The 24,640-nt window shown below is 60.4% G+C and carries 26 protein-coding genes; 13 read left to right on the forward strand and 13 right to left on the reverse strand.

The features are described from left to right. The first annotated feature begins 2 nt into the window (after window positions 1-2). Together E5E96_RS03285 and E5E96_RS03290 are read left to right on the forward strand one after the other, a co-directional pair. Window positions 3-410 (forward strand): hypothetical protein, encoded by a 408-nt coding sequence (locus E5E96_RS03285; RefSeq protein ID WP_171281548.1) that lies wholly within the window; start codon window positions 3-5, stop codon window positions 408-410. Between the two features lie 95 nt (window positions 411-505). Continuing rightward, window positions 506-1,093 (forward strand): hypothetical protein, encoded by a 588-nt coding sequence (locus E5E96_RS03290; RefSeq protein ID WP_171281549.1) that lies wholly within the window; start codon window positions 506-508, stop codon window positions 1,091-1,093. Between the two features lie 216 nt (window positions 1,094-1,309). On the opposite strand, the gene cysC is transcribed toward E5E96_RS03290, so the two are convergent. From cysC to cysG, 5 genes are all read right to left on the reverse strand, one after another. Continuing rightward, window positions 1,310-1,903: an adenylyl-sulfate kinase gene (gene cysC, locus E5E96_RS03295; protein WP_171281550.1), complete on the reverse strand. Its 594-nt coding sequence runs from the start codon at window positions 1,901-1,903 to the stop codon at window positions 1,310-1,312. 146 nt (window positions 1,904-2,049) lie between these two features. Continuing rightward, window positions 2,050-3,774 (reverse strand): SLC13 family permease, encoded by a 1,725-nt coding sequence (locus E5E96_RS03300; protein ID WP_171281551.1) that lies wholly within the window; start codon window positions 3,772-3,774, stop codon window positions 2,050-2,052. 4 nt (window positions 3,775-3,778) lie between these two features. Next, window positions 3,779-5,206, reverse strand: a complete 1,428-nt coding sequence (gene cysN, locus E5E96_RS03305) for a sulfate adenylyltransferase subunit CysN (protein ID WP_171281552.1) — start codon at window positions 5,204-5,206, stop codon at window positions 3,779-3,781. Window positions 5,207-5,230: 24 nt separating this feature from the next. Then, on the reverse strand, window positions 5,231-6,139 hold the full coding sequence (gene cysD / locus E5E96_RS03310; RefSeq protein ID WP_016351912.1) for a sulfate adenylyltransferase subunit CysD: 909 nt from the start codon (window positions 6,137-6,139) through the stop codon (window positions 5,231-5,233). A gap of 108 nt (window positions 6,140-6,247) precedes the next feature. After that, window positions 6,248-7,660 carry a siroheme synthase CysG gene (cysG, locus tag E5E96_RS03315; protein ID WP_171281553.1) on the reverse strand — a complete coding sequence of 471 codons (1,413 nt, stop codon included), beginning with the start codon at window positions 7,658-7,660 and terminating at the stop codon, window positions 6,248-6,250. Window positions 7,661-7,857: 197 nt separating this feature from the next. Between cysG and E5E96_RS03320 the strand changes: the two genes are divergently transcribed. Together E5E96_RS03320 and E5E96_RS03325 are read left to right on the forward strand one after the other, a co-directional pair. Continuing rightward, window positions 7,858-8,778 (forward strand): SPFH domain-containing protein, encoded by a 921-nt coding sequence (locus tag E5E96_RS03320; protein WP_011707311.1) that lies wholly within the window; start codon window positions 7,858-7,860, stop codon window positions 8,776-8,778. Further along, window positions 8,775-9,230: an NfeD family protein gene (locus tag E5E96_RS03325; protein WP_011707312.1), complete on the forward strand. Its 456-nt coding sequence runs from the start codon at window positions 8,775-8,777 to the stop codon at window positions 9,228-9,230. The genes E5E96_RS03320 and E5E96_RS03325 overlap by 4 nt, the downstream gene beginning before the upstream one ends. Window positions 9,231-9,313: 83 nt before the next feature. Here the strand turns inward: E5E96_RS03325 and E5E96_RS03330 are convergent, their stop codons facing one another. Then, a complete protein-coding gene (locus E5E96_RS03330) occupies window positions 9,314-9,724 on the reverse strand; it encodes a CBS domain-containing protein (RefSeq protein WP_011707313.1) in 411 nt (136 codons plus the stop codon). 153 nt (window positions 9,725-9,877) lie between these two features. Here E5E96_RS03330 and E5E96_RS03335 point away from each other — a divergent pair, with 153 nt between their 5' ends. From E5E96_RS03335 to E5E96_RS03345, 3 genes are read left to right on the forward strand one after another with little or no spacing between them, the layout of a single operon-like run. After that, entirely contained in the window at window positions 9,878-11,788 is a 1,911-nt protein-coding gene (locus E5E96_RS03335) for an ABC transporter ATP-binding protein (RefSeq protein ID WP_029302229.1), read from the forward strand. Continuing rightward, the gene (locus E5E96_RS03340) at window positions 11,781-12,242 is read left to right on the forward strand and encodes a DUF2390 domain-containing protein (RefSeq protein ID WP_016351916.1); all 462 of its coding nucleotides are present in this window, start codon (window positions 11,781-11,783) and stop codon (window positions 12,240-12,242) included. Before E5E96_RS03335 ends, E5E96_RS03340 begins: the two co-directional genes overlap by 8 nt. Beyond that, window positions 12,236-13,090 (forward strand): 23S rRNA (adenine(2030)-N(6))-methyltransferase RlmJ, encoded by an 855-nt coding sequence (locus E5E96_RS03345; RefSeq protein WP_171281554.1) that lies wholly within the window; start codon window positions 12,236-12,238, stop codon window positions 13,088-13,090. The genes E5E96_RS03340 and E5E96_RS03345 overlap by 7 nt, the downstream gene beginning before the upstream one ends. A gap of 50 nt (window positions 13,091-13,140) precedes the next feature. On the opposite strand, the gene E5E96_RS03350 is transcribed toward E5E96_RS03345, so the two are convergent. Then, a complete protein-coding gene (locus E5E96_RS03350) occupies window positions 13,141-14,070 on the reverse strand; it encodes a LysR family transcriptional regulator (RefSeq protein ID WP_171281555.1) in 930 nt (309 codons plus the stop codon). Window positions 14,071-14,179: 109 nt separating this feature from the next. On the opposite strand from E5E96_RS03350, the gene E5E96_RS03355 reads away from it, so the two are divergent. Continuing rightward, the gene (locus E5E96_RS03355; RefSeq protein ID WP_171281556.1) at window positions 14,180-14,779 is read left to right on the forward strand and encodes an FMN-dependent NADH-azoreductase; all 600 of its coding nucleotides are present in this window, start codon (window positions 14,180-14,182) and stop codon (window positions 14,777-14,779) included. A 97-nt stretch (window positions 14,780-14,876) separates the two neighbouring features. Here the strand turns inward: E5E96_RS03355 and E5E96_RS03360 are convergent, their stop codons facing one another. Next, window positions 14,877-15,083 (reverse strand): hypothetical protein, encoded by a 207-nt coding sequence (locus tag E5E96_RS03360; RefSeq protein ID WP_016351920.1) that lies wholly within the window; start codon window positions 15,081-15,083, stop codon window positions 14,877-14,879. A gap of 186 nt (window positions 15,084-15,269) precedes the next feature. Here E5E96_RS03360 and E5E96_RS03365 point away from each other — a divergent pair, with 186 nt between their 5' ends. The 5 genes from E5E96_RS03365 to E5E96_RS03385 all read left to right on the forward strand — a co-directional run bounded on the left by E5E96_RS03365 (window position 15,270) and on the right by E5E96_RS03385 (window position 18,306). Further along, complete coding sequence (locus E5E96_RS03365) at window positions 15,270-15,632, forward strand: DUF2061 domain-containing protein (protein ID WP_016351921.1); 363 nt, start codon at window positions 15,270-15,272, stop codon at window positions 15,630-15,632. Window positions 15,633-16,217: 585 nt separating this feature from the next. Further along, window positions 16,218-16,916 (forward strand): DUF4145 domain-containing protein, encoded by a 699-nt coding sequence (locus E5E96_RS03370; protein ID WP_171281557.1) that lies wholly within the window; start codon window positions 16,218-16,220, stop codon window positions 16,914-16,916. A gap of 82 nt (window positions 16,917-16,998) precedes the next feature. Beyond that, window positions 16,999-17,316: a hypothetical protein gene (locus E5E96_RS03375; RefSeq protein WP_171281558.1), complete on the forward strand. Its 318-nt coding sequence runs from the start codon at window positions 16,999-17,001 to the stop codon at window positions 17,314-17,316. Next, complete coding sequence (locus E5E96_RS03380; protein WP_171281559.1) at window positions 17,313-17,798, forward strand: hypothetical protein; 486 nt, start codon at window positions 17,313-17,315, stop codon at window positions 17,796-17,798. The genes E5E96_RS03375 and E5E96_RS03380 overlap by 4 nt, the downstream gene beginning before the upstream one ends. Before the next feature lie 217 nt (window positions 17,799-18,015). Next, window positions 18,016-18,306 (forward strand): MerR family transcriptional regulator, encoded by a 291-nt coding sequence (locus E5E96_RS03385; RefSeq protein ID WP_253264701.1) that lies wholly within the window; start codon window positions 18,016-18,018, stop codon window positions 18,304-18,306. On the opposite strand, the gene putP is transcribed toward E5E96_RS03385, so the two are convergent. The 5 genes from putP to E5E96_RS03410 form a co-directional block, all read right to left on the reverse strand. Then, entirely contained in the window at window positions 18,299-19,816 is a 1,518-nt protein-coding gene (gene putP, locus E5E96_RS03390; RefSeq protein WP_011707325.1) for a sodium/proline symporter PutP, read from the reverse strand. The two genes, E5E96_RS03385 and putP, sit on opposite strands and share 8 nt — an antisense overlap. A gap of 289 nt (window positions 19,817-20,105) precedes the next feature. After that, window positions 20,106-21,032, reverse strand: a complete 927-nt coding sequence (locus tag E5E96_RS03395; RefSeq protein WP_016351926.1) for a L,D-transpeptidase family protein — start codon at window positions 21,030-21,032, stop codon at window positions 20,106-20,108. Between the two features lie 187 nt (window positions 21,033-21,219). Continuing rightward, complete coding sequence (locus tag E5E96_RS03400; protein WP_011707327.1) at window positions 21,220-22,461, reverse strand: mechanosensitive ion channel family protein; 1,242 nt, start codon at window positions 22,459-22,461, stop codon at window positions 21,220-21,222. A gap of 133 nt (window positions 22,462-22,594) precedes the next feature. Continuing rightward, window positions 22,595-23,794, reverse strand: coding sequence for an acetate kinase (locus E5E96_RS03405; RefSeq protein ID WP_011707328.1), 1,200 nt, complete (start codon window positions 23,792-23,794; stop codon window positions 22,595-22,597). A gap of 174 nt (window positions 23,795-23,968) precedes the next feature. Beyond that, entirely contained in the window at window positions 23,969-24,439 is a 471-nt protein-coding gene (locus tag E5E96_RS03410; protein WP_171281560.1) for a YhcH/YjgK/YiaL family protein, read from the reverse strand. Between the last annotated feature and the right edge of the window lie 201 nt (window positions 24,440-24,640).

The following is a 24,640-nucleotide window of genomic DNA, read 5'->3' on the forward strand; positions in this document are numbered from 1 at the left end:
ACATGACAATCGCAGTCACAGCGACGGCTGTTTCGTTGCGGCTGCGCCTTCACTGCAAAGCTACACGTGCCGCGAACGTTATGTGTAAAAATCAAACTATGAACAAACCAAATCTTTTCACATATGCAACAAGTGAATTGTCTCAAGATGCATTCATTTGTTGGCTACTATCTTGGGCTTCGCCAGAATACAAGGATTCAGACGTTGAATTATATGAATGTGCAATAAGGCTTATAAAAGTATTTTTTGAAAAGCACAAACTAAGCGCACCACCAAAAATAAAGCAAGTCGAAGTCAGAAAGCAAGATAATAATATTGATGTTCTGTGCATTATAAACTTTAAACACCCCATTATCATTGAAGACAAAACAAGAACAAAACAAGAACAAAACATCATTCCAATCAATTAACGAGATACCTTGAGGATATCAAAGGACGTGATTATGAAGATAAAGACATAATCCCAATTTATTTCAAGACGGAGGATCAAGCCAGTTATTCAGATGTGATTAAAAATGGCTACCAACCATTTTCAAGAGCAGACTTCTTAAGTGTATTGAGTTTTTATAAAGGCAAGAACTCAATACTTATTGATTATAGAAACTATCTACAATCCATTACTGACAATGTCAATGGTTATAAATTTATTGAATTACCGAAGTGGGGTTGGTATTCGTGGATAGGCTTCTACCTTGAATTGCAGAAAAGGCTTGGTGACGGTTGTTGGGATTACGTAGCCAATCCAAATGGAGGGTTTCTTGGCTTCTGGTGGCACTTCCAAGGCAATAGTGAGTGTGAGCAATATTTACAGCTTGAACAAGATAAATTTTGTTTCAAAGTATGGGTAAAAAAAGAAAATCAACGAAAATTTCTTAGATCAAAATGGCACAAAATCATTAGCAACAAAGCTAGCGAAACTCAACTTAATCTTGTGAGGCCAATTAGATTCGGATATGGGGAGTATATGACGGTTTGTGTATTTGATGGTGAATATCGAAAGACGACTGATGGAATTATAGATATGGACGCCACCATTGCTCAGTTCAGAAAAGCTGAAGAATTGCTGAAATCTGTGCATGAAATCACATATTAATTACATGCACTCGGTACGGCTTCCACTGAGCTCCAGCCACAACGCTTTTTTGTTACGGTAATATGAGGCGTTAGTCAGAAGGAAATCCACCTTTACGCGCCATGTAACACGCCCCATTAAGTAATTAGCCACTACAACAATGGGAATAGTTGGTGAGTAATAAACAAAGGGGCAATTGCCCCCTTGCTTATTTACGCTCGGTACCAACAATCGACCTTAATCGATCAATCCCCGCAGCCTTAACGCAGTCAACAACTCATCCACCAGCACTTCCACCGGCTTACCGGCGTTCTGCAGATGGATTTCCGGCTGCTCGGGGGCCTCGTAGGCAGAGTCGATACCGGTGAAGTTGCGAATTTCCCCGGCTCGCGCCTTCTTGTAGAGCCCCTTGGGGTCGCGCTCTTCGCAGACGGCGAGCGGCGCATCGACAAACACCTCGACGAACTCCCCTTCACCCACGAGATTGCGCACCAGCTCCCGCTCGGCACGAAACGGCGAGATAAAGGCGGTGAGCACGATAAGTCCCGCATCCACCATCAGTTTTGCCACTTCGCCGACCCGGCGGATATTCTCCTGACGGGCGGCGTCATCAAAGCCCAAATCGCCGCAGAGGCCGTGGCGCACATTGTCCCCATCCAGCAGATAGGTGTGCTTGCCCGAGGCGGCCAGCGCCTGCTCCAAGGCTCCCGCCAGGGTGGATTTACCCGCCCCGGAGAGGCCGGTGAACCAGATCACCAGCGGCTTCTGCCCTTTCAATTCGGCCCTACGCTCTTTGCCCACGGCATGCTGATGCCACACGATATTGCTCATTCACACTCCTTGCTTGGCGCTCACGCCTCAATGCTGAAACGGTCTGGCTCCCTGGAGCTCAGCCTCTGGCCACTCGCCACTGACGGGGCCATGGTCGTCGTGTATCTATATTCCCTGCAAGGCATCAGGCCCCCAGTTGCGGCGCCTTAAAACGGAAACAGCAGGGGTACCATGACGATCACCCCGAGGCTGTAAGCCAGGGAGACCGGCAGGGCTAATTTAAGGTAATCCGGCATCTTGTAGTTGCCTGCCGCATAGACCATCAGGTTGGTCTGGTAGCCGTAGGGCAGGATGAAGCTGGAGCTGGCCCCAAACAGCACCGCCAGAATGAACGGCATGGTGGAGACGTCCATGCTGAGCGCCAGCTGGTAACCCATGGGGAAGGCCAGCGCCGCCGCCGCGTTGTTGCTCATCAGCTCGGTCAGCACCAGGGTAAACAGGTAGATGCCGATAAAGGCGATGATGGGGCTGGCGCCGTTGAACTCCCCCATCAGCCAGTCGGCGATGACCCGCGCCAGCCCGCTTTTTTCCAGCTGATCGGCGATGGCGAGTGCCCCGCCCACCACCAGCCAGATATCCAGCGGAAAGCGGCGGCGGATCTCGTCCAGGGCCAGGATGCGGGAGAACAGCAGCACCACCAGCATCACCAGCAGCCCCTTGAACAGCGGCACCAGATCGAACACCGACAGCGCCAGCACCCCGAGAAAACCGCCCACCACGGCGGCGCTGCGCGTGGCATCGAGCCGGGTGGAGGCCTCCAGCCCGCTCACCACCACGAACTCGCGGGAGAGGGACTTGTTGCCTGCAAACTTGGGGCCGGGGGCCAGCAGCAAGGTGTCCCCTGCGTGCAGTTCAATCTGGCCGAGGCCGCCGGTGAGCTGGGTCTCGCCCCGGCGCACCGCCAGCACCACCGCATCGAAGTGGGTGCGAAATTCCGCGTCCTTGATGGTCTGCCCCACCAGCCGCGAGCTGTGGCTGACGATCACCTCCACCAGGTGCTGGCCGTTGAGCCGATGCTGGCCGTAGAGATCTAGCCCCTTGAGCTCCTGCAGCACGCCGACGCTCTCCACGTCACCGCAAAACAGCAGCATGTCACCCTCGTGCAACTCGTGTTCCGGCTGCACCGGGCAGATCACCTGGTTGCCCCGGATGATCTCGGCCAGATAGAGGCTTTTCAGGCTGCGCAGGCCGTTCTCCTTGACGCTGCGTCCGGCCATGGGCGAGCCGGAGCCCACCTTGGCCTCGAGAAAGTAGCCGGATTCGCGGCTCATCTCGGTGTCCTGCTCCGGCAGGTGGCGGGCAAACAGCAGCACGGCGATAAGACCGGTCAGCAGGGTCCCCGCCCCCACCATGAAGAAGTCGAACATGCCGAGCGGCTTGGCCCCCATCTTGATGAGGAAGCTGTTGACGATGAGGTTGGTGGAGGTGCCGATCAGGGTCAGCACCCCGCCAAAGGTCGCCGCGAAGCACATGGGCAGCAGCAGCCGGGACGGCGCATGGTTGGGATTGCGTTTGACCGCACCCAGCATGGAGGCCACCACGGCGGTGTTGTTGACGAAGGCCGACAGGAATGCGGTGGAGAACCACACCTTCACCAGCACCTTGTTGAAGGAGCCGGTGCCCACCAGGTTGGCGAACCAGCTCATGACCCGGGTCTTCTCCACCGCGAGCGAGACCAGCAGCAACAGCACCAGGGTCAGCAGGGCGCTGTTGGTGTAACCCGCCACCACGGCGTTGATGTCCGCCAGGCCGCTCAGATAGGTGATGAGCACGGCGCCCGAGAAGAGCAGCGCCGGCCGGAGTTTGCCCTGGATCAGCAGGGCGACGAGGGCAGCCAGCAGACCCAGCACCAGGGATTGTTGCCAGGTCATGGGCTTATTCCTTGCTTGCGTCGTTGCTGATGGTCAGCGCCTGCCAGTGGGGGAAGTGCTTGCGCACCAGGGCGTTGAGCTCCACTTCGAACTCGCTGTAGTGCCCTGTTGCCACTTTAGCGGCCAAGCCCTCCACTATCATGCCGGCACCGACGGTGACGTTGGTCAGCCGGTCAATGAAGATGAAGCTGCCGGTATCGCGGATCTCCTGATACGGGTCGAACGCCACCGGGTCGGTCAGGCTCAGCTCGCACAGACCGATCTCGTTGAGCTTGAGTTCACTCGCATCCAGCTGATCGAGCTTGTTGATCTCGATGCGGTGACGGATGGCCTCCACCTGGCCGCGACTCTTCTTGGTGGCCAGCTTGACGTCGTAGACCCGGCCCGGTTGCAGGGACTCCTCCCCCATCCAGACGATGTGAGCCAGCACATTCTGGGTCACCTGCGGCTTTCTGGCGGCATCCACCAGCAGGTCGCCACGGCTGATGTCGATTTCATCGGCAAAGGTGACCGTGATGGCCTGACCCGGCAGGGCGTAGTCGAGATCGCCGTCGAAGGTGACGATGCGGGTCACAGTGCTCTCTTTGCCGGACGGCAGCACGGCAAGCTTGTCGCCGACCCGCAGGATGCCGGAGGCCAGGGTCCCCGCGAAGCCGCGAAAATCGAGGTTGGGGCGGTTGACGTACTGCACCGGCAGGCGCACCGGGTGACGCTCCAGCTCGCGCTCCACCTCGGCAGACTCCAGCAAGGAGAGCAGGGTTTCGCCCTGATACCAGGCCAGCTTGTCGCTTGGGTTGACCACGTTGTCACCGTCCAGCGCCGAGACTGGCACGATATGGATGGTGTCGACGCTGAGCTTCTTGGCGAATTCGCGATACTCCAAGCTGATGCGCTCGAACACCTCCTGGCTGAACTCCACCAGATCCATCTTGTTGACCGCCACCACGAACTGCTTGATGCCAAGCAGGCTCGCGATAAAGCTGTGACGACGGGTCTGATCCAGCACCCCCTTGCGGGCGTCGATCAGGATGATGGCCAGATCGCAGGTGGAGGCGCCGGTGGCCATGTTGCGGGTGTACTGCTCGTGGCCCGGGGTGTCCGAGATGATAAATTTGCGCTTGGCGGTGGAGAAATAGCGGTAGGCCACGTCGATGGTGATGCCCTGCTCGCGCTCCGCCTGCAGGCCGTCTACCAAGAGCGCCAGGTCCAGCTTCTCGCCGGTGGTGCCAAGCTTCTGGCTGTCGGACTCCAGCGCTTTGAGCTGATCTTCATAGATCTGCTGGGAGTCGTGCAGCAGGCGGCCGATGAGGGTGCTCTTGCCGTCGTCCACGCTGCCGCAGGTGAGAAAGCGCAGCAGGCTCTTGTGCTGCTGGGCGTGCAGGTAGGCTTCAATGCCCTGTTCGCTGATGGCGGTCTGAATGTGGTTGTTCATGTTGCGATTCCTTAGAACATTTTTTTAGAAATAGCCCTGACGCTTCTTCTGCTCCATGGAGCCGGCCTGATCGTGGTCAATCAGTCGCCCCTGCCGCTCGCTCGAGGTGGTGAGCAGCATCTCTTCGATGATCTCCGGCAGGGTGGTGGCAGCGGATTCGATGGCACCGGTCAGCGGGTAGCAGCCGAGGGTACGGAAGCGCACCAGCTCCTGCTTCACCTCATCTTCAGGGCCGATGGGCATGCGCTCGTCATCCACCATGATCTTGATGCCGTTACGCTCCACCACCGGGCGATGGGCCGCAAAGTAGAGCGGCACTATGTCGATGTTCTCGAGGTAGATGTATTGCCAGATGTCGAGCTCGGTCCAGTTGGAGAGCGGGAACACCCGGATGCTCTCCCCCTTGTTGACCTGGCTGTTGTAGACGCGCCACAGCTCCGGGCGCTGGTTCTTCGGATCCCAGCGGTGGGACTTGTCGCGGAAGGAGTAGACTCGCTCCTTGGCACGAGACTTCTCCTCGTCGCGGCGAGCACCACCGAAGGCGGCGTCGAAGCCGTATTTGTTGAGCGCCTGCTTGAGCCCCTCGGTCTTCATGATGTCGGTGTGCTTGCCGCTGCCGTGCACGAAGGGGTTGATGCCCATGGCGAGGCCGTCCGGGTTCTTGTGGACGATCAGATCCAGCCCGTACTTCCTGGCGGTCTCATCGCGAAACTTGATCATCTCCTTGAACTTCCAGTCGGTGTCGACGTGCAGCAAGGGGAACGGGATCTTGCCCGGATAGAAGGCCTTGCGGGCCAGGTGCAGCATGACGGAGGAGTCCTTGCCGATGGAGTACATCATCACCGGGTTTTCAAATTCGGCAGCCACCTCGCGGATGATGTGGATGCTCTCGGCTTCCAGCTGCTGCAAGTGTGTCAGTCTTTCACGGTCCATGTCTGGGTCCTCGGTTCATTGCTAACGCGCCTGGTCAGGGCGCGGTGTTGGTTCAGGTCGGTGCCGCCATGGCCGCACCGTCAAATCGATGGCTGTCGCCGCCGGCGCTCAGGCCAGGCTCACCAGCTTGAGGTCGCAGGCGCCCTGCTGCTGCCCCTCGCCAAACCAGGCGAGCCGCTCGCGCAGGGCCACCACTTCGCCGATGACGATGAGCGACGGGCTCACTGCCTGCTGGGCCAGTTCGGCCAGCTCCGCCAAGGTGCCGGTCAGCACCCGCTGGCGGGCAGTAGTGCCACGCTCGATGATGGCGATGGGGGTGGCGGCACTTCGGCCATGGTTCACCAGCTGCTGCTGGATATGCTCGGAGCGCATCAGCCCCATGTAGATGACCAGGGTCTGGCTGGTGGCGGCGAGCTGCTGCCAGTCGGGCTCCTTGCCATCGATCTGGCAGTGGCCGGTAATAAAGACGGCGCTCTGGGCATGGTCGCGGTGAGTGAGCGGAATGCCGGCATAGGCGGTAGCACCGGCAGCCGCCGTGATACCGGGCACCACCGAGAAGGGGATGCCTTCCTCGGCCAGCACTTCCAGCTCCTCGCCGCCACGGCCGAACATGAAGGGATCGCCCCCCTTGAGTCGCACCACCCGGTTGCCCGCCTTGGCGTATTCCACCAGCAGGCGATTGGTCTCCTCCTGCGGCACGCTGTGGGCGCCCGCCTTCTTGCCGACCGACACCAGGGTGGCGTCGCGGCGCACCAGATCCAGGATCTCGGGCGAAACCAGCTGGTCATAGAGCACCACTTCGGCCTGCTGAATTTGTTGCAGCGCCTTGAGGGTCAACAGGCCCGGATCGCCGGGGCCCGCCCCCACCAGCACCACCTCGCCCACTTCGTTTTTCGCCTGGTCGAGGCCATCGTTCAGCCACTGCTCGGCCCCCTGCCAATCCTCTTTCTCAATCAGACCGGCCAGGGTGTTGGAGGCAAAGGCGCGCTCCCAGAAGCGGCGACGGTCGGAGATCGAGGAGAGCACCCGCTTGGCCTGGTCGCGCACCCGGCCGGAGAGCTCGGCCAGAGCGCCGAGATGGCGTGGCAGCAGGCTCTCGAGCCGCTCGCGCAGCAGGCGCACCAGCACCGGCGCCTTGCCGCCGCTGGAGACCGCCACCATGATGGGGCTGCGATCGATGATGGAAGGGAAGATGAAGCTGGAGCGCTTGGGGTCGTCCACCACGTTGACGAACAGACCCAGCTGGTTGGCGCTCTGATAGACCAAAGCGTTGACTTCGAGATCATCGGTGGCGGCTACCACCAGGATCTGGCCAGCCAGATGGGCCGGGGTGAAGCGCTCCGCCAGATGGGTGAAGCGATCGGCAAATTGGTGGAAGTCGGGTTCCAGTTCGGGGGAGACCAGAGTCAGCCTGGCGCCGGCCGCCAGCAGCAGGCGCGCCTTGCGCAGGGCCACTTCGCCCCCTCCCACCAGCAGCACCGGGCGACCGTCCAATTTGGCAAACATCGGCAAATAATCCATTTCGGCCCATCCCTCGGAACACGACTAATATGGGGCGACTATAGGCAGGGCTGCTTATCCCTCAAAATAATAAAAAATGCTTTTTAATGCATTTTAGTAATTAACAAAGCCGTATGATGACAAAGGCGAAGCAAGGCGCTTGTGGTGCCAGGCGCAAGGCCATAGGCTAGTGAAAGTGTTTCATAAGGAGCTTAATAATGAATGAGTCATTGATTGTGCTGGGGATCTTCGTGTTTCTGGTGCTCGCTACCCTGAGCGCCGGCATCAAGATAGTGCCGCAGGGCTACAACTGGACCGTGGAGCGCTTCGGCCGCTACACCCGCACCCTGGTGCCGGGCCTCAACCTGCTGATCCCCTATGTGGACAGGGTCGGCCACAAGATCATCATGATGGAGCAGGTGCTGGACATCCCGGCGCAGGAGGTGATCTCCCGCGACAACGCCAACGTCACCATCGATGCCATCAGCTTCGTGCAGGTGGTAGACGCCCGCAAAGCCGGCTATGAGGTCAACGATCTCACCAGCGCCATCCGCAATCTCACCATGACCAACATGCGGACCGTGCTCGGCGCCATGGAGCTGGACGAGATGCTCTCCCAGCGCGACACCATCAACGAGAAACTGCTGCGCACCATGGATGCCGCCACCGCCCCCTGGGGCATCAAGGTGACCCGGATCGAGATTAAAGATGTACGTCCGCCGCTGGCACTGGTCGAAGCCATGAACGCCCAGATGAAGGCCGAGCGCCAGAAACGGGCCGAGGTACTGGAGGCCGAAGGGGTGCGCCAGTCCAAGATCCTGAAAGCGGAGGGGGAGAAGCAGTCCCAGATCCTCAAGGCCGAGGGTGAACGTCAGGCCGCCTTCCTCGCCGCCGAAGCGCGCGAGCGGGCCGCCGAGGCGGAAGCCAAGGCGACCCACATGGTCTCCAAGGCCATCGCCGAAGGGGATCTGCAGGCCATCAACTACTTCGTGGCCCAGAAATACACCGAGGCGCTGGCCCGCATCGGCGAAGGCCCCAACAGCAAGGTGGTGATGATGCCGCTGGAGGCGGGCAGCCTGATCGGTGCCGTCGCCGGCATGGCCGAGCTGTTCAAGGATGGCAAGGGCGGCAAGTCATGACAGCCCTGTTCGAGGGGCTGACCCACTGGCACTGGCTGGGGCTCGGCTTCGCGCTGCTGGCCATCGAGGTGCTGGGTTCGGTGGGCTTTCTGCTCTGGACCGGCATCGCCGCGCTGGAAGTGGGCCTGCTGCTGCTGGTCTGGCCCTTCGGCTGGCAGGCTCAGTTGCTGCTGTTCGGCCTGCAATCCCTGCTCACCACCTGGGCCTGGTGGCGCTGGCAGCACCGCCGGGATCGCTCCAGCCGGGATGCCGCCGCCCCCATCAACGAGCGGATGCAGGGCTATCTGGGCCGCGAGCTGGTGCTGCTGGATGACGTGACTCAGGGGATGAGCCGGGTGCACCTGGACGACACCGCCTGGACGGTGCGCTGCAACCAGCCGCTGAGCGCCGGCAGCAAGGTGCGAGTGACGGGGCATGACTCCCATATCCTGCTGGTGGAGCCGCTGCCCTGACAGAGGGGCAAGGCGCCATGACCGCCAACGACAAAGGGCTCCTCGGAGCCCTTTTCGCTGTCTTGCAAGCTGCGGCGGCGGGGCTAGAAGGCGTCGCTGTCGAGGGCGGCGCGCAGCAGATCCTTCCAGCTGATGATGCCGACCAGGGCGCCGTTTTCCAGCACCGGCAGGCAGGAGACGTTCTTTTCCAGCATCATCTTGACCCCATCCCGCACCGTAAGCTGAGGAGCGATGGTGATGGGGTGGCGGCTCATGATCTGGTGGGCGCGCCGGTTGAGGGTCTCGGTGTCGCGGCTCATCTCGGCCTCGGAGTCCAGATAGGGGCTGATGGCGCGGAACAGATCCCGGTCTGAAATGACCCCCACCAGCTCCTCCTCTTCCAGCACCAGCAGGTGGCGAAAGTGAGCCTGCTCGAAGATCTCCTTGATGACATTGAGCCTGTCATCCATGGAAACGGTGGCGACCCTGGTCGTCATGATGTCCCTGATAAGCATGCTAACCTCCCCAACCCTGACTGATTGCTCTGTTATGGCATGTTTTTGCCCCCCCAGCCAGTGGTTGCCCCCCGCCTCAAGTGCAAATCTGCGCCGTTTCACGTAAGATCCGCGCCAGTTTTTCTCCTCCATTTGAGCCAAGCAGACCAATCCATGATAGTTGCCAGTCAAATCGAACTGATCCGCGGCGGCCGCAAGCTGCTGGACAACGCATCCGCCACCATTCATCCCGGCCACAAGGTGGGTCTGGTGGGCAAGAACGGCTGTGGCAAGTCCACCTTTTTTGCACTGGTACGGGGCGAGCTGGCCATCGACAGCGGCACCTTCAGCCTGCCCGCCGGCTGGCAGATTGCCGGCGTGGCGCAGGAGACCCCGGCGCTGGACTGCTCCGCCCTCGACTACGTGATCGACGGCGACAAGGAGTTCCGCGCGCTGGAGGCCCAGCTGGCCCAGGCCGAGCAGGATGACAACGGGCTGCTGGTGGCCGAGCTGCACGGCAAGCTCGACACCATCGGCGCCTACAGCATTCGTGCCCGCGCCGCCGAATTGCTGCACGGCCTCGGTTTCAGCGACGAGCAGCTGAGTTCGCCGGTGCGCAGCTTCTCCGGTGGCTGGCGCATGCGCCTGAACCTCGCCCAGGCGCTGCTCTGCCGCTCCGATCTGCTGCTGCTGGATGAACCGACCAACCACCTGGATCTCGACGCCGTCATCTGGCTGGAGAAGTGGCTCAAGGCCTATCAGGGCACGCTGGTGCTGATCTCCCATGACCGCGACTTCCTCGATTCGGTCATCAGCCGCATCATCCACATCGAGAACGGCAAGCTCAACGAATACACCGGCGGCTACTCCGACTTCGAACTGCAGCGCGCCGAACACCTGGCCCAGCAGCAATCCATGTACGAGAAGCAGCAGCGCGAGATGTCCCACATGCAGGCGTATGTGGACCGCTTCCGCTACAAGGCCTCCAAGGCCCGCCAGGCCCAGAGCCGGCTCAAAGCGATGGAGCGGATGGAGAAGATCCTGCCCGCCCACGCCGACTCCGAGTTCAGCTTCGAGTTTCGCGAGCCATCGGCCCTGCCGACCCCGCTGATTGCCATGGAGAACCTCAGCGCCGGTTATGGCGACAAGGTGATCCTGGAGAAGATCAAACTCAACCTGGTGCCCGGTTCGCGCATCGGCCTGCTCGGTCGCAACGGCGCCGGCAAATCCACCTTCATCAAGATGCTGTCAGGCTCCAACCCGCCGCTCTCCGGCAAGCTTGAGGTGAGCGCCGGGGTCAGCATCGGCTACTTCGCCCAGCATCAGCTGGAGACCCTGCGTCTGGACGACTCGCCCCTCGATCACCTGGTGCGCCTCGCGCCGGACAAGACCGAGCAGGAGCTGCGCAACTACCTCGGCAGCTTCGGTTTTCACGGTGACAAGGCGCTCGACAAGGTGGCCCCCTTCTCCGGCGGCGAGAAGGCACGGCTGGTGCTGGCTCTCATCACCTGGCAAAAGCCCAACCTGCTGCTGCTGGATGAACCGACCAACCACCTGGATCTGGAGATGCGCCACGCCCTGACCATGGCGCTGCAAGGCTTCGAGGGCGCCATGGTGGTGGTCTCCCACGACCGACACCTGCTGCGTACCACCACCGATGACTTCTATCTGGTGCACGGTGGCCGGGTCGAGCCGTTCGACGGCGATCTGGACGACTACCACAAGTGGCTCGGCGAGCAGGAGAAAGAGGCCAATGCCAAACCGGACGACGGCCCTGTCTCTGCCAACTCGGCGGTGGCGCGCAAGGATCAGAAGCGGCGCGAGGCGGAATTCCGGCAAGCGACCCGGCCGCTGCGCCAGAAGCTCGAAAAGCTCGAAACCAGCATGGAGAAACTGCAGGCCAAGCTGGCCGCGGTGGAAGAGCAGCTGGCCGACCCCGCCATCTATGAAGAGAGCGCCAAGCAGAAGCTCTCCGAGCTGCTCAAGTCCCAGGGCCCCATCAAGGAGGAGCTGGAAGGGGTGGAGCTGGAGTGGATGAGCCTCTCCGAGGAGCTGGAAACCATGGAGCAGGCCTTCCTTGCGTGACGAACAGCTGATGGCGAGCGAGCGGATCGCCGCCCACGAACTGCCGGGCCCGCTCGACTTCTGGCAGTGGAGCGGCGAGGTCTATGGCGCACGCAGCCAGGACTGGCTCAGCGTGCAGGCGCAGGGGGGCAACGTCAATCTGGCCCTGTTGCTGCACCGGCTGGATCAGTGCGGGATCCCGGTCGATCTGACCGACCTGCAACCGGCGCTGGTGCAGACCGAGGCGGTACTCGGCCCCTGGCGCACCCTGCGTTCGAGCGCCAAGGCGCGGCTCGGCGAGCAGGAGTATCAGGCCATGCTGGCCCACGAGCTGGAGCTGGAGCGACTGCAACAGGGAGTGCTGCTGCAGACCCTGCGCAGCCTCACCCTGTTTCGCGGCAACAGCCGCAACCTGTTGAACTATCTATTGTTACTGGGGGCCCAGCAGGGCCCCCTCAGAGACCTAATATGCTGAGTTATCGCCACGCCTTTCACGCCGGCAACCACGCCGACGTGCTGAAACACGCCGTTCAGGCCCTGATCATCGAGTCCCTCAAGAAGAAGGAGAAACCCTTCATCGTGCTGGACACCCATGCCGGCGGCGGTCTCTACGACCTGCGCGGCGACTGGTCGCAGAAGAAGGCGGAATATGCTGACGGCATCGGCCGGCTGTGGGACGAGCGGGCCCAGTGGTCCACCATGGCGCCCTATCTCGGCGTCATCGAGGAGATGAACAGCGATGGCCAGTTGCACTACTACCCCGGCTCGCCGGAGCTGTCGCGCCGCCTCGCCCGCGAGCAGGACAAGCTGGCGCTGATGGAGCTGCACAACAACGAGGTGGAAGACCTGCGCGCCAACATGGGTTACGACCCCCGCGTCGCCGTGCACCATAGGGACGGCTTCGAGGGGCTGGTGGCCCTGCTGCCGCCCACGCCGCGCCGCGGCCTGGTGCTGATCGACCCGCCCTATGAGCTCAAGGAAGATTACTTCGCGGTGGTCGATACCCTGAAAAAGGCGCAAAAACGCTGGGCCACCGGCATCTACGCCCTCTGGTATCCCATCCTCGGGGAAGAGGCGGACAAGTCCCGCGACATGCTGCGCGCCATCAAGCGCGAGAACTTCGGCAACGTCCTGGTGGCCGAGCTGGAAGTGGCCGGCCAGACCACCGATTGGGGCATGAACGGCTCAGGCATGCTGATCATCAGCCCGCCCTGGCTGCTGGACGAGCAGATCGAAGCCTTCCTCAAACCCCTCTGTGCCAAGCTGGCGCAGGGCGCCGGCGCCCAGTACAAGGTCGAGTGGCTCAACAAGGTTGAAGCGTAACGCCTTGCATCACTCGCACACCGCCAAGGGCCTGCCACTGCAGGCCCTTTTTATTGACCATGACTGCCCGCCCCTGCCACGCTGGCAAGCCGCTCCGGCAGCCGGCTCGCCAGCCAGTCGATGGCCATTCTGGTCTTGAGCGGCAGGTGCGGGCTGTGGGGCCAGAGGGCATTGATGGGGTAGCGCCGACCCTTGAGCGAGCCCAGCACTTCGCGCAGTTCGCCTCGCTCAAGGTGCGGGCGCGCCAGCCAGCTCGGCAACCAGGCCAGGCCAAAGCCCGCGATGGCCGCCTGGGTGATGGCGTGCAGATCGTCGAGCTGCAGGCGCCCCGTCGGCCGCACCGATTGCCACTGGCCATCCAGCTGCCACTGCCACGCCAGCACCCGCCCCTGTCGCTGATAGGCGATGCCCTCGTGCTCGGCCAGCGCCGCCAGCGTCATCGGTTCGCCCCGCTCGGCCAGATAGCTGGGCGCGGCGCAGAGCGTCATGCCGTGCTCGCCGAGCCGGCGCGCCGCCAGATCCAGGCTGTCCGGTGGTTCGCCATTACGGATCACCAGATCGAGCCCCTCCTCCACCAGATCCACCTTGCGATCGCTGAACGACAGTGACAGCGCCAGCCCGGGATGGGCCTGCGCCAGCTCCAGCAGCAGGGGCGCCACGCACAGCTGACCGAACAGCACCGGCATGGAGACCTTGAGGCTGCCGTTGAGGGTCAGCTTGTTGCTGGCAAGCGCCGCCTCGCCGAGGCGCACCTCCTCCAATGCCCGCAGGCAGTGGCGATGGAACAGCGCCCCCTCCTCGGTCAGGCTCTGGCTGCGGGTGGTGCGGTGAAACAGCTGGACGCCTAGACGCTGCTCGAGCCGGGCAATCCCCTTGCCCACCGCCGAGCGGGTGAGGTGGAGCCGCTCGGCGGCCTGGGCGAAACTGCCCGCCTCCACCACGCTGGCGAACAGATCGAGGCCATTGAGGCTGTTTGCCATCTATTGCATACCTTGTGGAACCAATATGGCGAAATAGTATCAGCACTGCGGAAAAAAATGACTGATAAGCTCCCTCCATCCCCACACTTTGTCAGATGGAGTTCACCTCATGAGTCAGATCCTGCTGCTGCAATCCAGCCTCAACGGCCCCGCGTCCCGCACCAACCAGTTGATGGAGAACTTTCTGCAAGCGCGCCGGGAGCAGGGCCACCAGGACCAGGTGGTGGTACGCGACCTGCCCGCCCTCGCCCTGCCACCACTGGACAGCGCACTGTTTCACGCCCTGCGGGGGGCCGAGCCAGCCAGCGAGGCCATCCGCCAGGCGGTGGTGCTGTCGGATCAACTGATTGCCGAGCTCAAGGCCGCCGACCTGCTGCTGATCGGCGCCCCCATGTACAACCTCAACGTGCCGACCCCGCTCAAGAACTGGTTCGATCTGGTGGCACGGGCCAGGGTCACCTTTCGCTACACCGACAGCTACCCCATGGGGCTGGTGGAGGGGGTAAAAGCCCTGGTGTTCAGCAGCCGCGGCGGCGTGCATCAGGGACAGGCAACGGATGCAGTCACCCCCTACCTCGAGTCCGTGCTCGGCCTGATGGGCATCGCGCAGGTGGAGTTCGTCTACGCGGAGGGGATGGACCTGCTCCCCCACGGGGCGGAGCAGGGCATGCGCCAGGCCCATCAGCGGATCGCCGCTCTCAGCCGGTGAGCCCCTCCCCCGCCTCTTGCCACCCCAACCGGCAGCTGCGCGGGAGACGCGCAAATAAAAAAGCCCCGTCACGGGGCTTTTTCCATGCCAGCCAACCTCACGTTTTGCCCGGGAGATCCCGCCAGAGCGCCAGAATAAGCAGCGCCAGCAGAGCGAAAGGCGGGGCCAGGCTGAGCAGCATGCACAGCACGGTGATCAGCACCGGATGCTCGCTCTTGCGGCGCGCCAGTCGCCAGGCCACGACGCCGACGATGATCATCAGCAACAGGATGAACTGCCCCATCAGGGTGGCATTGATATTCATATGCATGAAAGCTCCTTTTTCATGGCAAAGGCTCACTCTAGCGCCGCTATGGCCCCATGCAACTCCCAATCCGGTGAGGGCGTTCTCACTTGATAGGCCCTCCCTATCCAACCATTAGATGAGAATAGTTTTCATTTAATGCGGTTTCGGGGGATACTCTGTTCATCACCAGAGGGAGCCGCCATCATGAAAAAGACCATCAGCTTTGCCGTTTTGCACTTCACCGTGGCCTTCACCGTGGCTTACCTGCTGACCGGTGAACTGCTCACCGCCAGCCTGATCGCCTTGATCGAACCCGCCGTCAACACGGTCGCCTTCTACTTCCACGATCTCGGCTGGCACAAGCTCAAGCCCCACCACAGCCTACAGGCCAAGACCAGCAGCTTCGCCCTGGTGCACTTCTCGGTGGCCTTCGGTGTCGCCTACTTGCTGAGCGGCGAGCTGCTCACCGGCGGCGTGATGGCGATGATCGAGCCTGCCATCAACACAGTGGTGTTCTTCTTCCACGAACGGCTGTGGCGCAACCGCCAGTCGCTGGCACTGGCCTGAGGGAGGGGCTGCGGCCCTTCCCCACGCTTGGACCAGCTTCTCTCCCCCGGCAAGGGGACTCCCCCCTGCCGTACTGACCAATTTGTTGATCCCGCCCCAACATTTATCACCCCGTCCTTCCCCTGCGCCCCTCTCTCGCTACCATACCCGAATGGCAATCCAAGCCTCGTCGGAGTCACCCCATGAGCCACGCCAGCCCTCTCACAAGTAACAAGCAGCAGACTCGCCTTTTTATATTTACGAGCGAGTCACTTCAGAAGATAAGGTTTACCAAGTAAATTTAATTAATAACATATCCAAAAAAGAGGAAGAAGATATGGCTGATAATGATTCAGGTAGCAGCAACCAATGTCAGCAAGCCGCTCCAAGCGCAACCTCTTCGCAAACGCCTTCAGCCCCTCCTAAGCCAGCGGGTTCACAAAATGTAGTCTTTAAGGACAACACTGATGGAGATAAGACAAGTGCTTCCGATAGCGGATCAAAAGGCGAAAATAGCTAACAAATCAAGCAAAGGGACGCAACAAAGCTACGATGCTACTTGACTTGACACGTTATGTATAAAACCAGTATTAAGGAGAACACTAAATGGCAGAATTAGTTTCCGACTGCCCAAGATGTGGGGCAAATAAAATCACCTTTGATTTAACCCAGGCAATCGTTGTCCGCTTTGAATATAACTGGAAGCATTGGTATGAAACATTTTGTGTTTGTAGAAAATGCTCCCGCTCAACAATATTTGTTGTCTCTGAAAGCGTGAATGCAAACTATGAATATGTACATAAAACAGGCTTAATTAATATCAAGGGCGCTGTAAATAGCTATATTGATATCGAAGGAATTATTACTCTCAAAGATTCCGTAAAAGAGGAGCCTCCTGAATTTATTCCTGAAAGTGTTGAGGCTATTTTTAGGGAGGGTGCCACTTGTTTGTCTCTTAATTGCTTCAATGCTGCCGGAACAATGTTCAGACTATGTATTGATCTAGTCACAAGGTTTTTTTTGCCCGAAGAAGGAGAAGGTTTAAACCATAGAACACGTCGAGATTTAGGTTTGCGGCTTCCTTGGCTATTTGATAACGGCATTCTACCTGAGGCATTAAGGGATCTTTCAACATGTGTAAGAGAAGACGGTAACGACGGAGCACATCAAGGAACATTAACTAAAGATGATGCAATCGACTTATTGGATTTCACCACAATACTACTTGAAAGAATTTACACTGAGCCAGAACGTCTTAGGTTGGCGCAAGAAAGGCGTCGCCAGCGCCGTGAAGAAAATGTATAACAAAACCAGCCAGAGGGGCAGCCAAACCGCTGCGCGTTTTTCCTGCCCCCTGCTGACGGCGTTATGCACATGAGGAGCAAATTTGAAACTCTATGTACTTGATAAAAAGAACAACGGGAAAGTCTTCCTCCGAACCGTTGCTCCAAACAGACAGGCCCTCGCGCAAAAGCTTGGGGCCCAAGCATTTAAGGCTAACGGTATTACTTACTACGTGAGCGATGTTGTGGCTGAAAAGGGATCCGATAACACCGCCCTTGGAATGTTGGTTGGTGGCGTAATTGGTGCACTGGGGGGCGGTCCGGGGGTTGCAGCGGGGGGGGTAATTGGTGCACTGCTCGGAAAGGAACAAGACAAAAAAGAAGAAGCTGAAGTTGCTCAGTTCAACGGGAGCATTGCATGAGCCGTGGCAAGTTCAGCCTATCGAGGTTAGCCGTAATCATTACATTGATCATTCTTGGGCTCATTTTCGTGTATAGCAAAGATGAAGCAAAGAACATCGTCCGCGTCCTCCTTGAGTCAAATTGGCCAACAGTCGTCATATGGCTTCTTGCTATCGTCGGCGTTGGTGCTGGCAAGTACTTCCGCGAACCTGAAGGAAATGGAACTGGAGGCTTAATCTATCAAAACTTTGGCGGCTACGCTGATGTCGTATTTACCATTGCCACTTATGGATTTTCTGGGAGTACGTCACTTGCTCTGTTGAAGGGGCTGTATTTACAACTGTTCTTTGGAGGCGCTTTTTTTACCGGATTTGGTGATTTTGATCTTGCATCAATTTTTGTCATCTCATCGTTTCTATTGTTCTATTCGGTTGTAAGCACGACACGACAAATCATCAATGTTGTGTTTCAAGCTGAAGCGACAAAGGTGACGTCTGCATAAACATGCAGTTCAACCTCGCCCCCTTAGGTCGCTGGACGCTGCGCGATAGATGAAAGCCGCGTAGAGCCGGTTAGTTCTACGTTATGAATAGTAACCTGGAACACCCACATCTCGATAACAGAGTTGCCTAGCCAGGTGGGTGTCTTCTATCACCGTAGTGCTGTCCAATGGCTCCACCGCCCTCTAGGGGATTGAATCCCGCCGCTACTGGCCTATAGTGGGCACCTTTCACACCACCTTTGCAAACAGCACCATGTATATCGGGGAATTTGCCCGGCTGGCGGGCAGCCCCCCAAAGGCTGTCCGTCTCTACGAGCAGCTTGGGCTGCTGCCCAAACCCAGGCGACGCAGCAAATATCGCGCCTACCGGGCCGAGGATCTGGAGTGGGTCGGCTTTATCCGCGAGACCCGGCAACTTGGTTGCAAGCTGGGTGAACTGGTCCCCTTGCTCATAAAAAAGCCCCGCATTGCGGGGCTTTTTGTTATCCAGGGTGGCCGACTCAGTTGACCGTAACCGGCTGACCCAGCGCATCCGGCGGGGTCTGGAACTCGCGCTCGGCGTCGTCGAAACGCTCCAGCATGGCCTTGGAGGGGGCCTTGTCCAGCAGGCTGAACACCACAATGGCGAGTCCAGAGAAGAGGAAGCCAGGGATGATTTCATAGAGCCCCAACCAGCCGAACTGCTTCCAGACGATGACGGTCAGGGCGCCCACCAGCATGCCCGCCAGGGCGCCGTTGCGGGTCATCCGCGACCAGAGCACGGAGAGCAGCACCACGGGGCCGAAGGCGGCACCAAAGCCGGCCCAGGCGTAGCTCACCAGCCCCAACACGCGGTTTTCCGGGTTCATCGCGACGGCGATGGCGATGAGCGCGATCACCAGCACCATGGCACGACCGACCCACACCAGCTCCTGCTGGGAGGCGTTCTTGCGCAGGAACGGCTTGTAGAGATCCTCGGTGATGGCGCTGGAGCAGACCAGCAGCTGGCAACTGAGGGTACTCATTACCGCCGCCAGGATGGCGGAGAGCAGCACGCCGGCGATCCAGGGGTTGAACAGGATCTTGGAGAGCTCGATGAAGACCCGCTCCGGGTTACCGGTGACGCCGGCCGCCTGCTCGGTGAAGGTGGAGAAGTAGGCCAGGCCGAAGAAGCCGATGGCCACGGCGCCCCCCAGGCACAGCACCATCCAGGTCATGCTGATGCGGCGGGCATTGGCCATGGAGTGGTGGGAATCCGCCGCCATGAAGCGCGCCAGGATGTGGGGCTGGCCGAAGTAGCCCAGGCCCCAGGCCATCAGCGAGATGATGGCGATGAAGTCCAGGTTCTTGAACATGTCGAGGTTGCTGGCGTTCTGCGCCGCCACCTGCACCATGGCGGTGTCGATGCCGCCGACCGCAATGATGACGAACACCGGGGTGAGGATCAGGGCGAAGATCATCAGGGTGGCCTGCACCGTATCGGTCCAGCTCACCGCGAGGAAGCCGCCGAAGAAGGTGTAGGTGATGGTGGCCGCGGCACCGACCCAGAGGGCGGTGTCATAGCTCATGCCGAAGGTGCTCTCGAACAGGCGGGCACCAGCCACCACGCCGGAGGCGCAGTAGATGGTGAAGAACAGCAGGATCACCAGGGCAGAGAGGATCCGCAGCACCCGGCTCTTGTCCTCGAAACGGTAGGTGAAGTAGTCCGGCAGGGTCAGGGCGTTGCGGTTCTTCTCGGTATGCACCCGCAGCCGGCCGGCGACCCAGCGCCAGTTGAGATAGGCACCCAGGGTGAGACCGATGGCGATCCAGCTCTCGGAGATGCCGCCGATGAAGACGGCGCCCGGCAGGCCCATCAGGAGCCAGCCGCTCATGTCGGAGGCACCGGCGGAGAGGGCGGTCACCCAGCTCCCCATCCGGCGGCCGCCGAGAATGTAGTCGTCAAAGTTGCGGGTGGCGCGATAGGCGATAAAGCCGATCAGGACCATCCCGAGGATGTACACCAGAAAGGTGATGAGCATGGGGGTGCTGGCTGTCATTCAAAACTCCGTTATGTGACGTGTGTACCCGTTCTGACGACGGGCTCTTCCTTAAAAAAACCGCCCTAGCTTAATCAGCAGATCCCATGACCACAACCTTTTTTAACAAACAGAAAACACAATATAAACGTTTCATCTTTAACCAACAGACCAGCTTTACCCCGTTCCGCCAGATTTTATCCTGACGCAGCAACTGCTTATCCACCGGGCACGATCCGCGGCACAACCCCGCCACGGCCGCAAAAAAAAAGCCCCGACCAGAGGTCGGGGCCATCTCGGCAAGCGCCAATCAGCGATTGATCGCGATCGGCATGCCGCTGCGCTGCTCCAGCGCCTGCTTGACCAGCTGGGAGTCGCTGTCGGCGTGGGCGATGAAGCGGGTGACCGCCGGGGTCATCGGCAGCGGTGCAGGCAGGCTGGAGTTGAACTCCTCCTGATTGCGGGAGAGCGGCTGATGCACTTCCAGGTAGCGGCGGCCATCCGGCTCGACGCTGGCCTTGATCGGCTGGTTGACGAACTGCACGCGGGTACCGACCGGCACTTTCTTGAACAGGTACTCGATGTCGTCGTTGCGCAGGCGCACGCAGCCGTGGCTCACCCGCAGGCCGATGCCGAACTGGGCGTTGGTGCCGTGGATGGCGTACATCTTGCCGATGTAGAGCGCGAACAGCCCCATGGGGTTGTCCGGGCCGGCCGGCCATACTGCCGGCAGGCTTTCGCCACGGGCGGCATATTCGGCATGCATCTTGGCGGTCGGGGTCCAGGTCGGGCCCGCCTTCTTGCGCTGCACGCTGGTCACCCAGTTTTCCGGGGTGTCGGTGCCGAGCTGGCCGATACCGATGGGCAGCACTTCCACCACCTTCTTGCCTTTCGGGTAGTAGTAGAGGCGCATCTCGGCCACGTTCAGCACGATGCCTTCACGGGGCGCATCCGGCAGGATCAGCTGGTGCGGCACGATCAGCTTCTCGCCGGTCTGCAGCAGCAGGGGATCCGCCTTGGGGTTGGCCTCCAGCATGTTGGTCAGCCCCAGCTGGAATTTGGCGGCGGCGGCCTCCAGCGGCTGGCCGTTTTCTTCGGCCGGGACCACGTATTCCAGATTTTCACCCACCAGGCGGCTGTTGGCCGCAGGCAGGGCGTATTCAACCGCGAGCGCAGGCGCGGCGCCCAAGAGGAGGCTGCAGCACAGCGCGGCCGCAGTAGTGTGGAGGAGCTTCATAACTTTCCTGTAATGGATGACGTGGTTCAAGACTCTGGGCTGACCCGGGAGCGGCGGGCGATCCGGGGGGCGAAGAGAAGGCCGCCATTTTTCTCCTCTGCCGGGCAAATTTCAACTGACAAGTGGCGGCGGGTCAGCGATTAATATCGCTTTTTTTATCCGCCGCCAGCCCCTGCCGGTCGGTGGTTTATCCCTTTTGCCAGGCGCGCATATCGTAACCTGTGGGAGATTGGTGCAACCGCAGATGAAATTGCTCAATGATGGCAAAGATGTGGTCGAAAATGTCGGCCTGGATCCCTTCGTAATCAGCCCAGGCGGTGGTCGCCGTGAAGCAGTAGATCTCCAGCGGCAGGCCGTCCGAGGTCGGTGCCAACTGGCGCACCATCAGGGTCATGTCCTTGCGGATGCCGGGGTGGGCGCGCAGGTAGGCGTCCAGATAGGCGCGCAGGGTACCGAGGTTGGTGAGGTGACGACCGTTGATGGGGCAGCTGATGGCGTCGCTCAACTGCTGGTTGTAGGCGCTCAGCTCCTGCTCCTTGCGGCTCAGATAGGGCGCCAGCAGCTGGGCCTGCTTGAGCTGCAGCTGCTCGTCCGCCGTCAGGAAGCGCACGCTGGTCATGTCGATGTTGACGCTGCGCTTGATGCGCCGCCCGCCCGACTCCGTCATCCCCTGCCAGTTCTTGAAGGAGTCGGAGATGAGGGCATAGGTGGGGATGGTGGTGATGGTCTTGTCCCAGTTCGACACCTTGACCGTGGTGAGGCCGATGTCGGTCACCTCGCCGTCGGCGCCGTACTTGTCCATCTGCAGCCAGTCACCGACGCTCAGCATCCGGTTGGCGGAGAGCTGGATGCCGGCCACCAGCCCGAGGATGGGGTCCTTGAACACCAACATCAGCACTGCGGTCATGGCACCCAGACCGCTGAACAGGAACAGCGGCGACTTGCCGAGCAGCAGGGCGATCATCAGAATGCCCACCAGGATGCTGCCCACCAGCTTCACCCCCTGGAAGATGCCGCGCAGGGGCAGATCCCGCCCGAGCCGGGTATAGCGGCTCACCGACAGCATGCAATCGAGCAGGGCAAACAGGGAGAGCAGCAGGAACAGCAGGATCCAGAGCTGGGCCACCATCTCGATCAGTTGCAGGCTATCGGAGTTGCGCGGCAGCCAGATCTCGGCCTGACCGAGCAGCACGGCCCCCTGCAGCACGAAGGCAAGCCGGTAGAACAATCGCTGCTGCAACTGGGGCGGCAGCCACACCTGCTTGGTCTTGCCGAGTACCCCCACCAGCCGCACCAGCAGCACCCGGTGCAGCAGCATGTGCAGCAGCAGCGAGGTGAGCACGATAAAGCCCAGAGCGATCACCAGCCCCATCATGCCGGTTACCTCCAGCCCGAGCCCGGCCAGCCAGCGAAAAAACATCTCCTTCATCCCATCCTCCTGTGCGTGAAACTGCGGTCAGGGTACGTATCTGCCACCCCATGTCAAATGACAGCCGGCGCCACGGCCGCCACAAACGACAACGCCCGGCAGGGGCCGGGCGTTGTCTGGGAGCGAGGGGGCGTTAGCCGACCAGGCTCAGGGCATCGCGGGCGATGACCAGCTCTTCGTTGGTGGGCATCACCAGCGCCAGGCGGCTGCCTTCGGCCGTGATGGGGCCTTCACCGCCCAGCACCGCGGCGTTGTTGGCTTCCTTGTCGATCTTGAAGCCGAACAGGGCCAGACGGGCCAGCACCATCTCGCGCACCATGGCGGCGTTTTCACCGATACCACCGGTGAACACCAGGGCGTCCAGACGACCATCCATGGCGGCAGCGTAGGCACCGACATACTTGGCCACCCGGTAGGTGAACACGTCCAGCGCGCGCTTGGCACCGGCGTCGGTGGCGTAGTTGGTGGTGACGTAGCGGCAGTCGCTGCTCGCCTCGGTCATGCCCAGCAGGCCGGACTCGCGGGTCAGGGTGTGGTTGATCTGCTCCACGCTGTAACCGAGCTGGTCGTGCATGAAGAAGACCACAGCGGGGTCTATGTCGCCGGAGCGGGTGCCCATCGCCAGCCCTTCCAGCGGGGTCAGGCCCATGGAGGTGTCAACGGATTCGCCGCCACGGATGGCGCAGACGGAGGCGCCGTTACCCAGGTGGCAGTTGATGATGTTGAGCTCTGCCAGCGGCTTGCCCAGCGCCTTGGCGGTCTCTTCTGCGATGAAGCGGTGGGAGGTGCCGTGGGCGCCGTAACGACGGATGCCGTTCTCTTTGTAGAGCTTGTAGGGCAGCGCGTAGAGGTAGGCTTCCTGTGGCAGGGTCTGGTGGAAGGCGGTGTCGAACACGGCCACGTTCTTCTCTGCCAGCGCCGGGAACACCTTAAGCGCGGCACGGATGCCGATCAGGTGCGCCGGGTTGTGCAGGGGGGCGAACGGAATGGCGGCTTCGATGCCGGCAATCACGCCGTCATCGATGCGAACGGAACGGGAGAACTGCTCGCCACCGTGCACGATGCGGTGACCGATGGCCACCAGCTGCTCGGCCAGGGTCGGATCCTGCGGCAGGATGTGACCCACGATGTGGTCGAGGGCCTCCTGGTGCGCGGCGCCCGCGCCCAGCATGGCTTCGCCCTTGACCCCGTGGAGTTTCCATTTGATACGTGCATCATCCAGATTGAAGCATTCGGCCAGGCCGGACAGCATGTCCTCACCTGTTTCGGCGTCCATTACGGCAAATTTCAGGGAAGAGCTACCGCAGTTAAGGATCAATACCAACTTGCTCATGTTCTACATCTTCCTGTGCTTCGGCTTTATGCCGACAGTGTCGTGTCATCCAAAGTGGATGGGATTCCCCTGCCGGGGGCTTATGGTCGCAGGAAAGTGCGCCCAATTTTTCAATATGTTAAGTGCAAGTCCGGATCATTCCGGGCACTCGTCTCAGCCAGGCTGCGCCAGCGGTCACAGGCCGGCCAGCAGATCCCGGTGCACCTTGACCACCAGCTTCTTCACCTGAGCCGGCTGGTTGGGGGTGCAGAGGGGGCGATGCAGTTCTCCCGGCCAGAAGATGGCGAAGTCGCCGGGCTGCAACGCCAGATAACTGGTCTGTTCGTCATCGACGAACCAGAGGTCGGGATGGGGGTGATCGGCGCCTTCGGCAACATAGCCATGGGGCCCGACCCCGATCCACTCTTCGCCACGCAGCAGCAGCTGGATATCCAGATACTGCTGATGGAACTCGCCACGGCGATCCGCGGCCGGCTCGGTCAGCTCCTCGCTCACCAGGCAGAACAGCTTGAGGCCGTCGATCTCCTGCTTGCCGAGCGGCGCCTGCAGCCACTGTTCGACACTTTGCACCACCTCGACCATGATGCGGTCCAGCGGGGCGGGCAGCGGCGTGCGCTGCAGGGTGTTCAGACTGCCGGTGATCATGGCGCTTCCTTAGGTGTATTCAGGCGACATCTTAGCCGCAAAATGAAAAAGGACCCTGTTGAGGTCCTTGTGTCACACCGCCTGCAATCCGTGCAGACAGAGATAGAGCATTTGCTCGTATCAAGCGGGATAAGTGCACTGTTACACACTCATCTGCGGCTTGCCAAGAGGCGCAAGCGCGTTCGCCCAGTGATCGTACCA

Origin of the sequence: Aeromonas sp. 1805, from assembly GCF_013085525.1 — a bacterium.
Taxonomy (GTDB): Bacteria; Pseudomonadota; Gammaproteobacteria; order Enterobacterales; family Aeromonadaceae; genus Aeromonas; species Aeromonas hydrophila.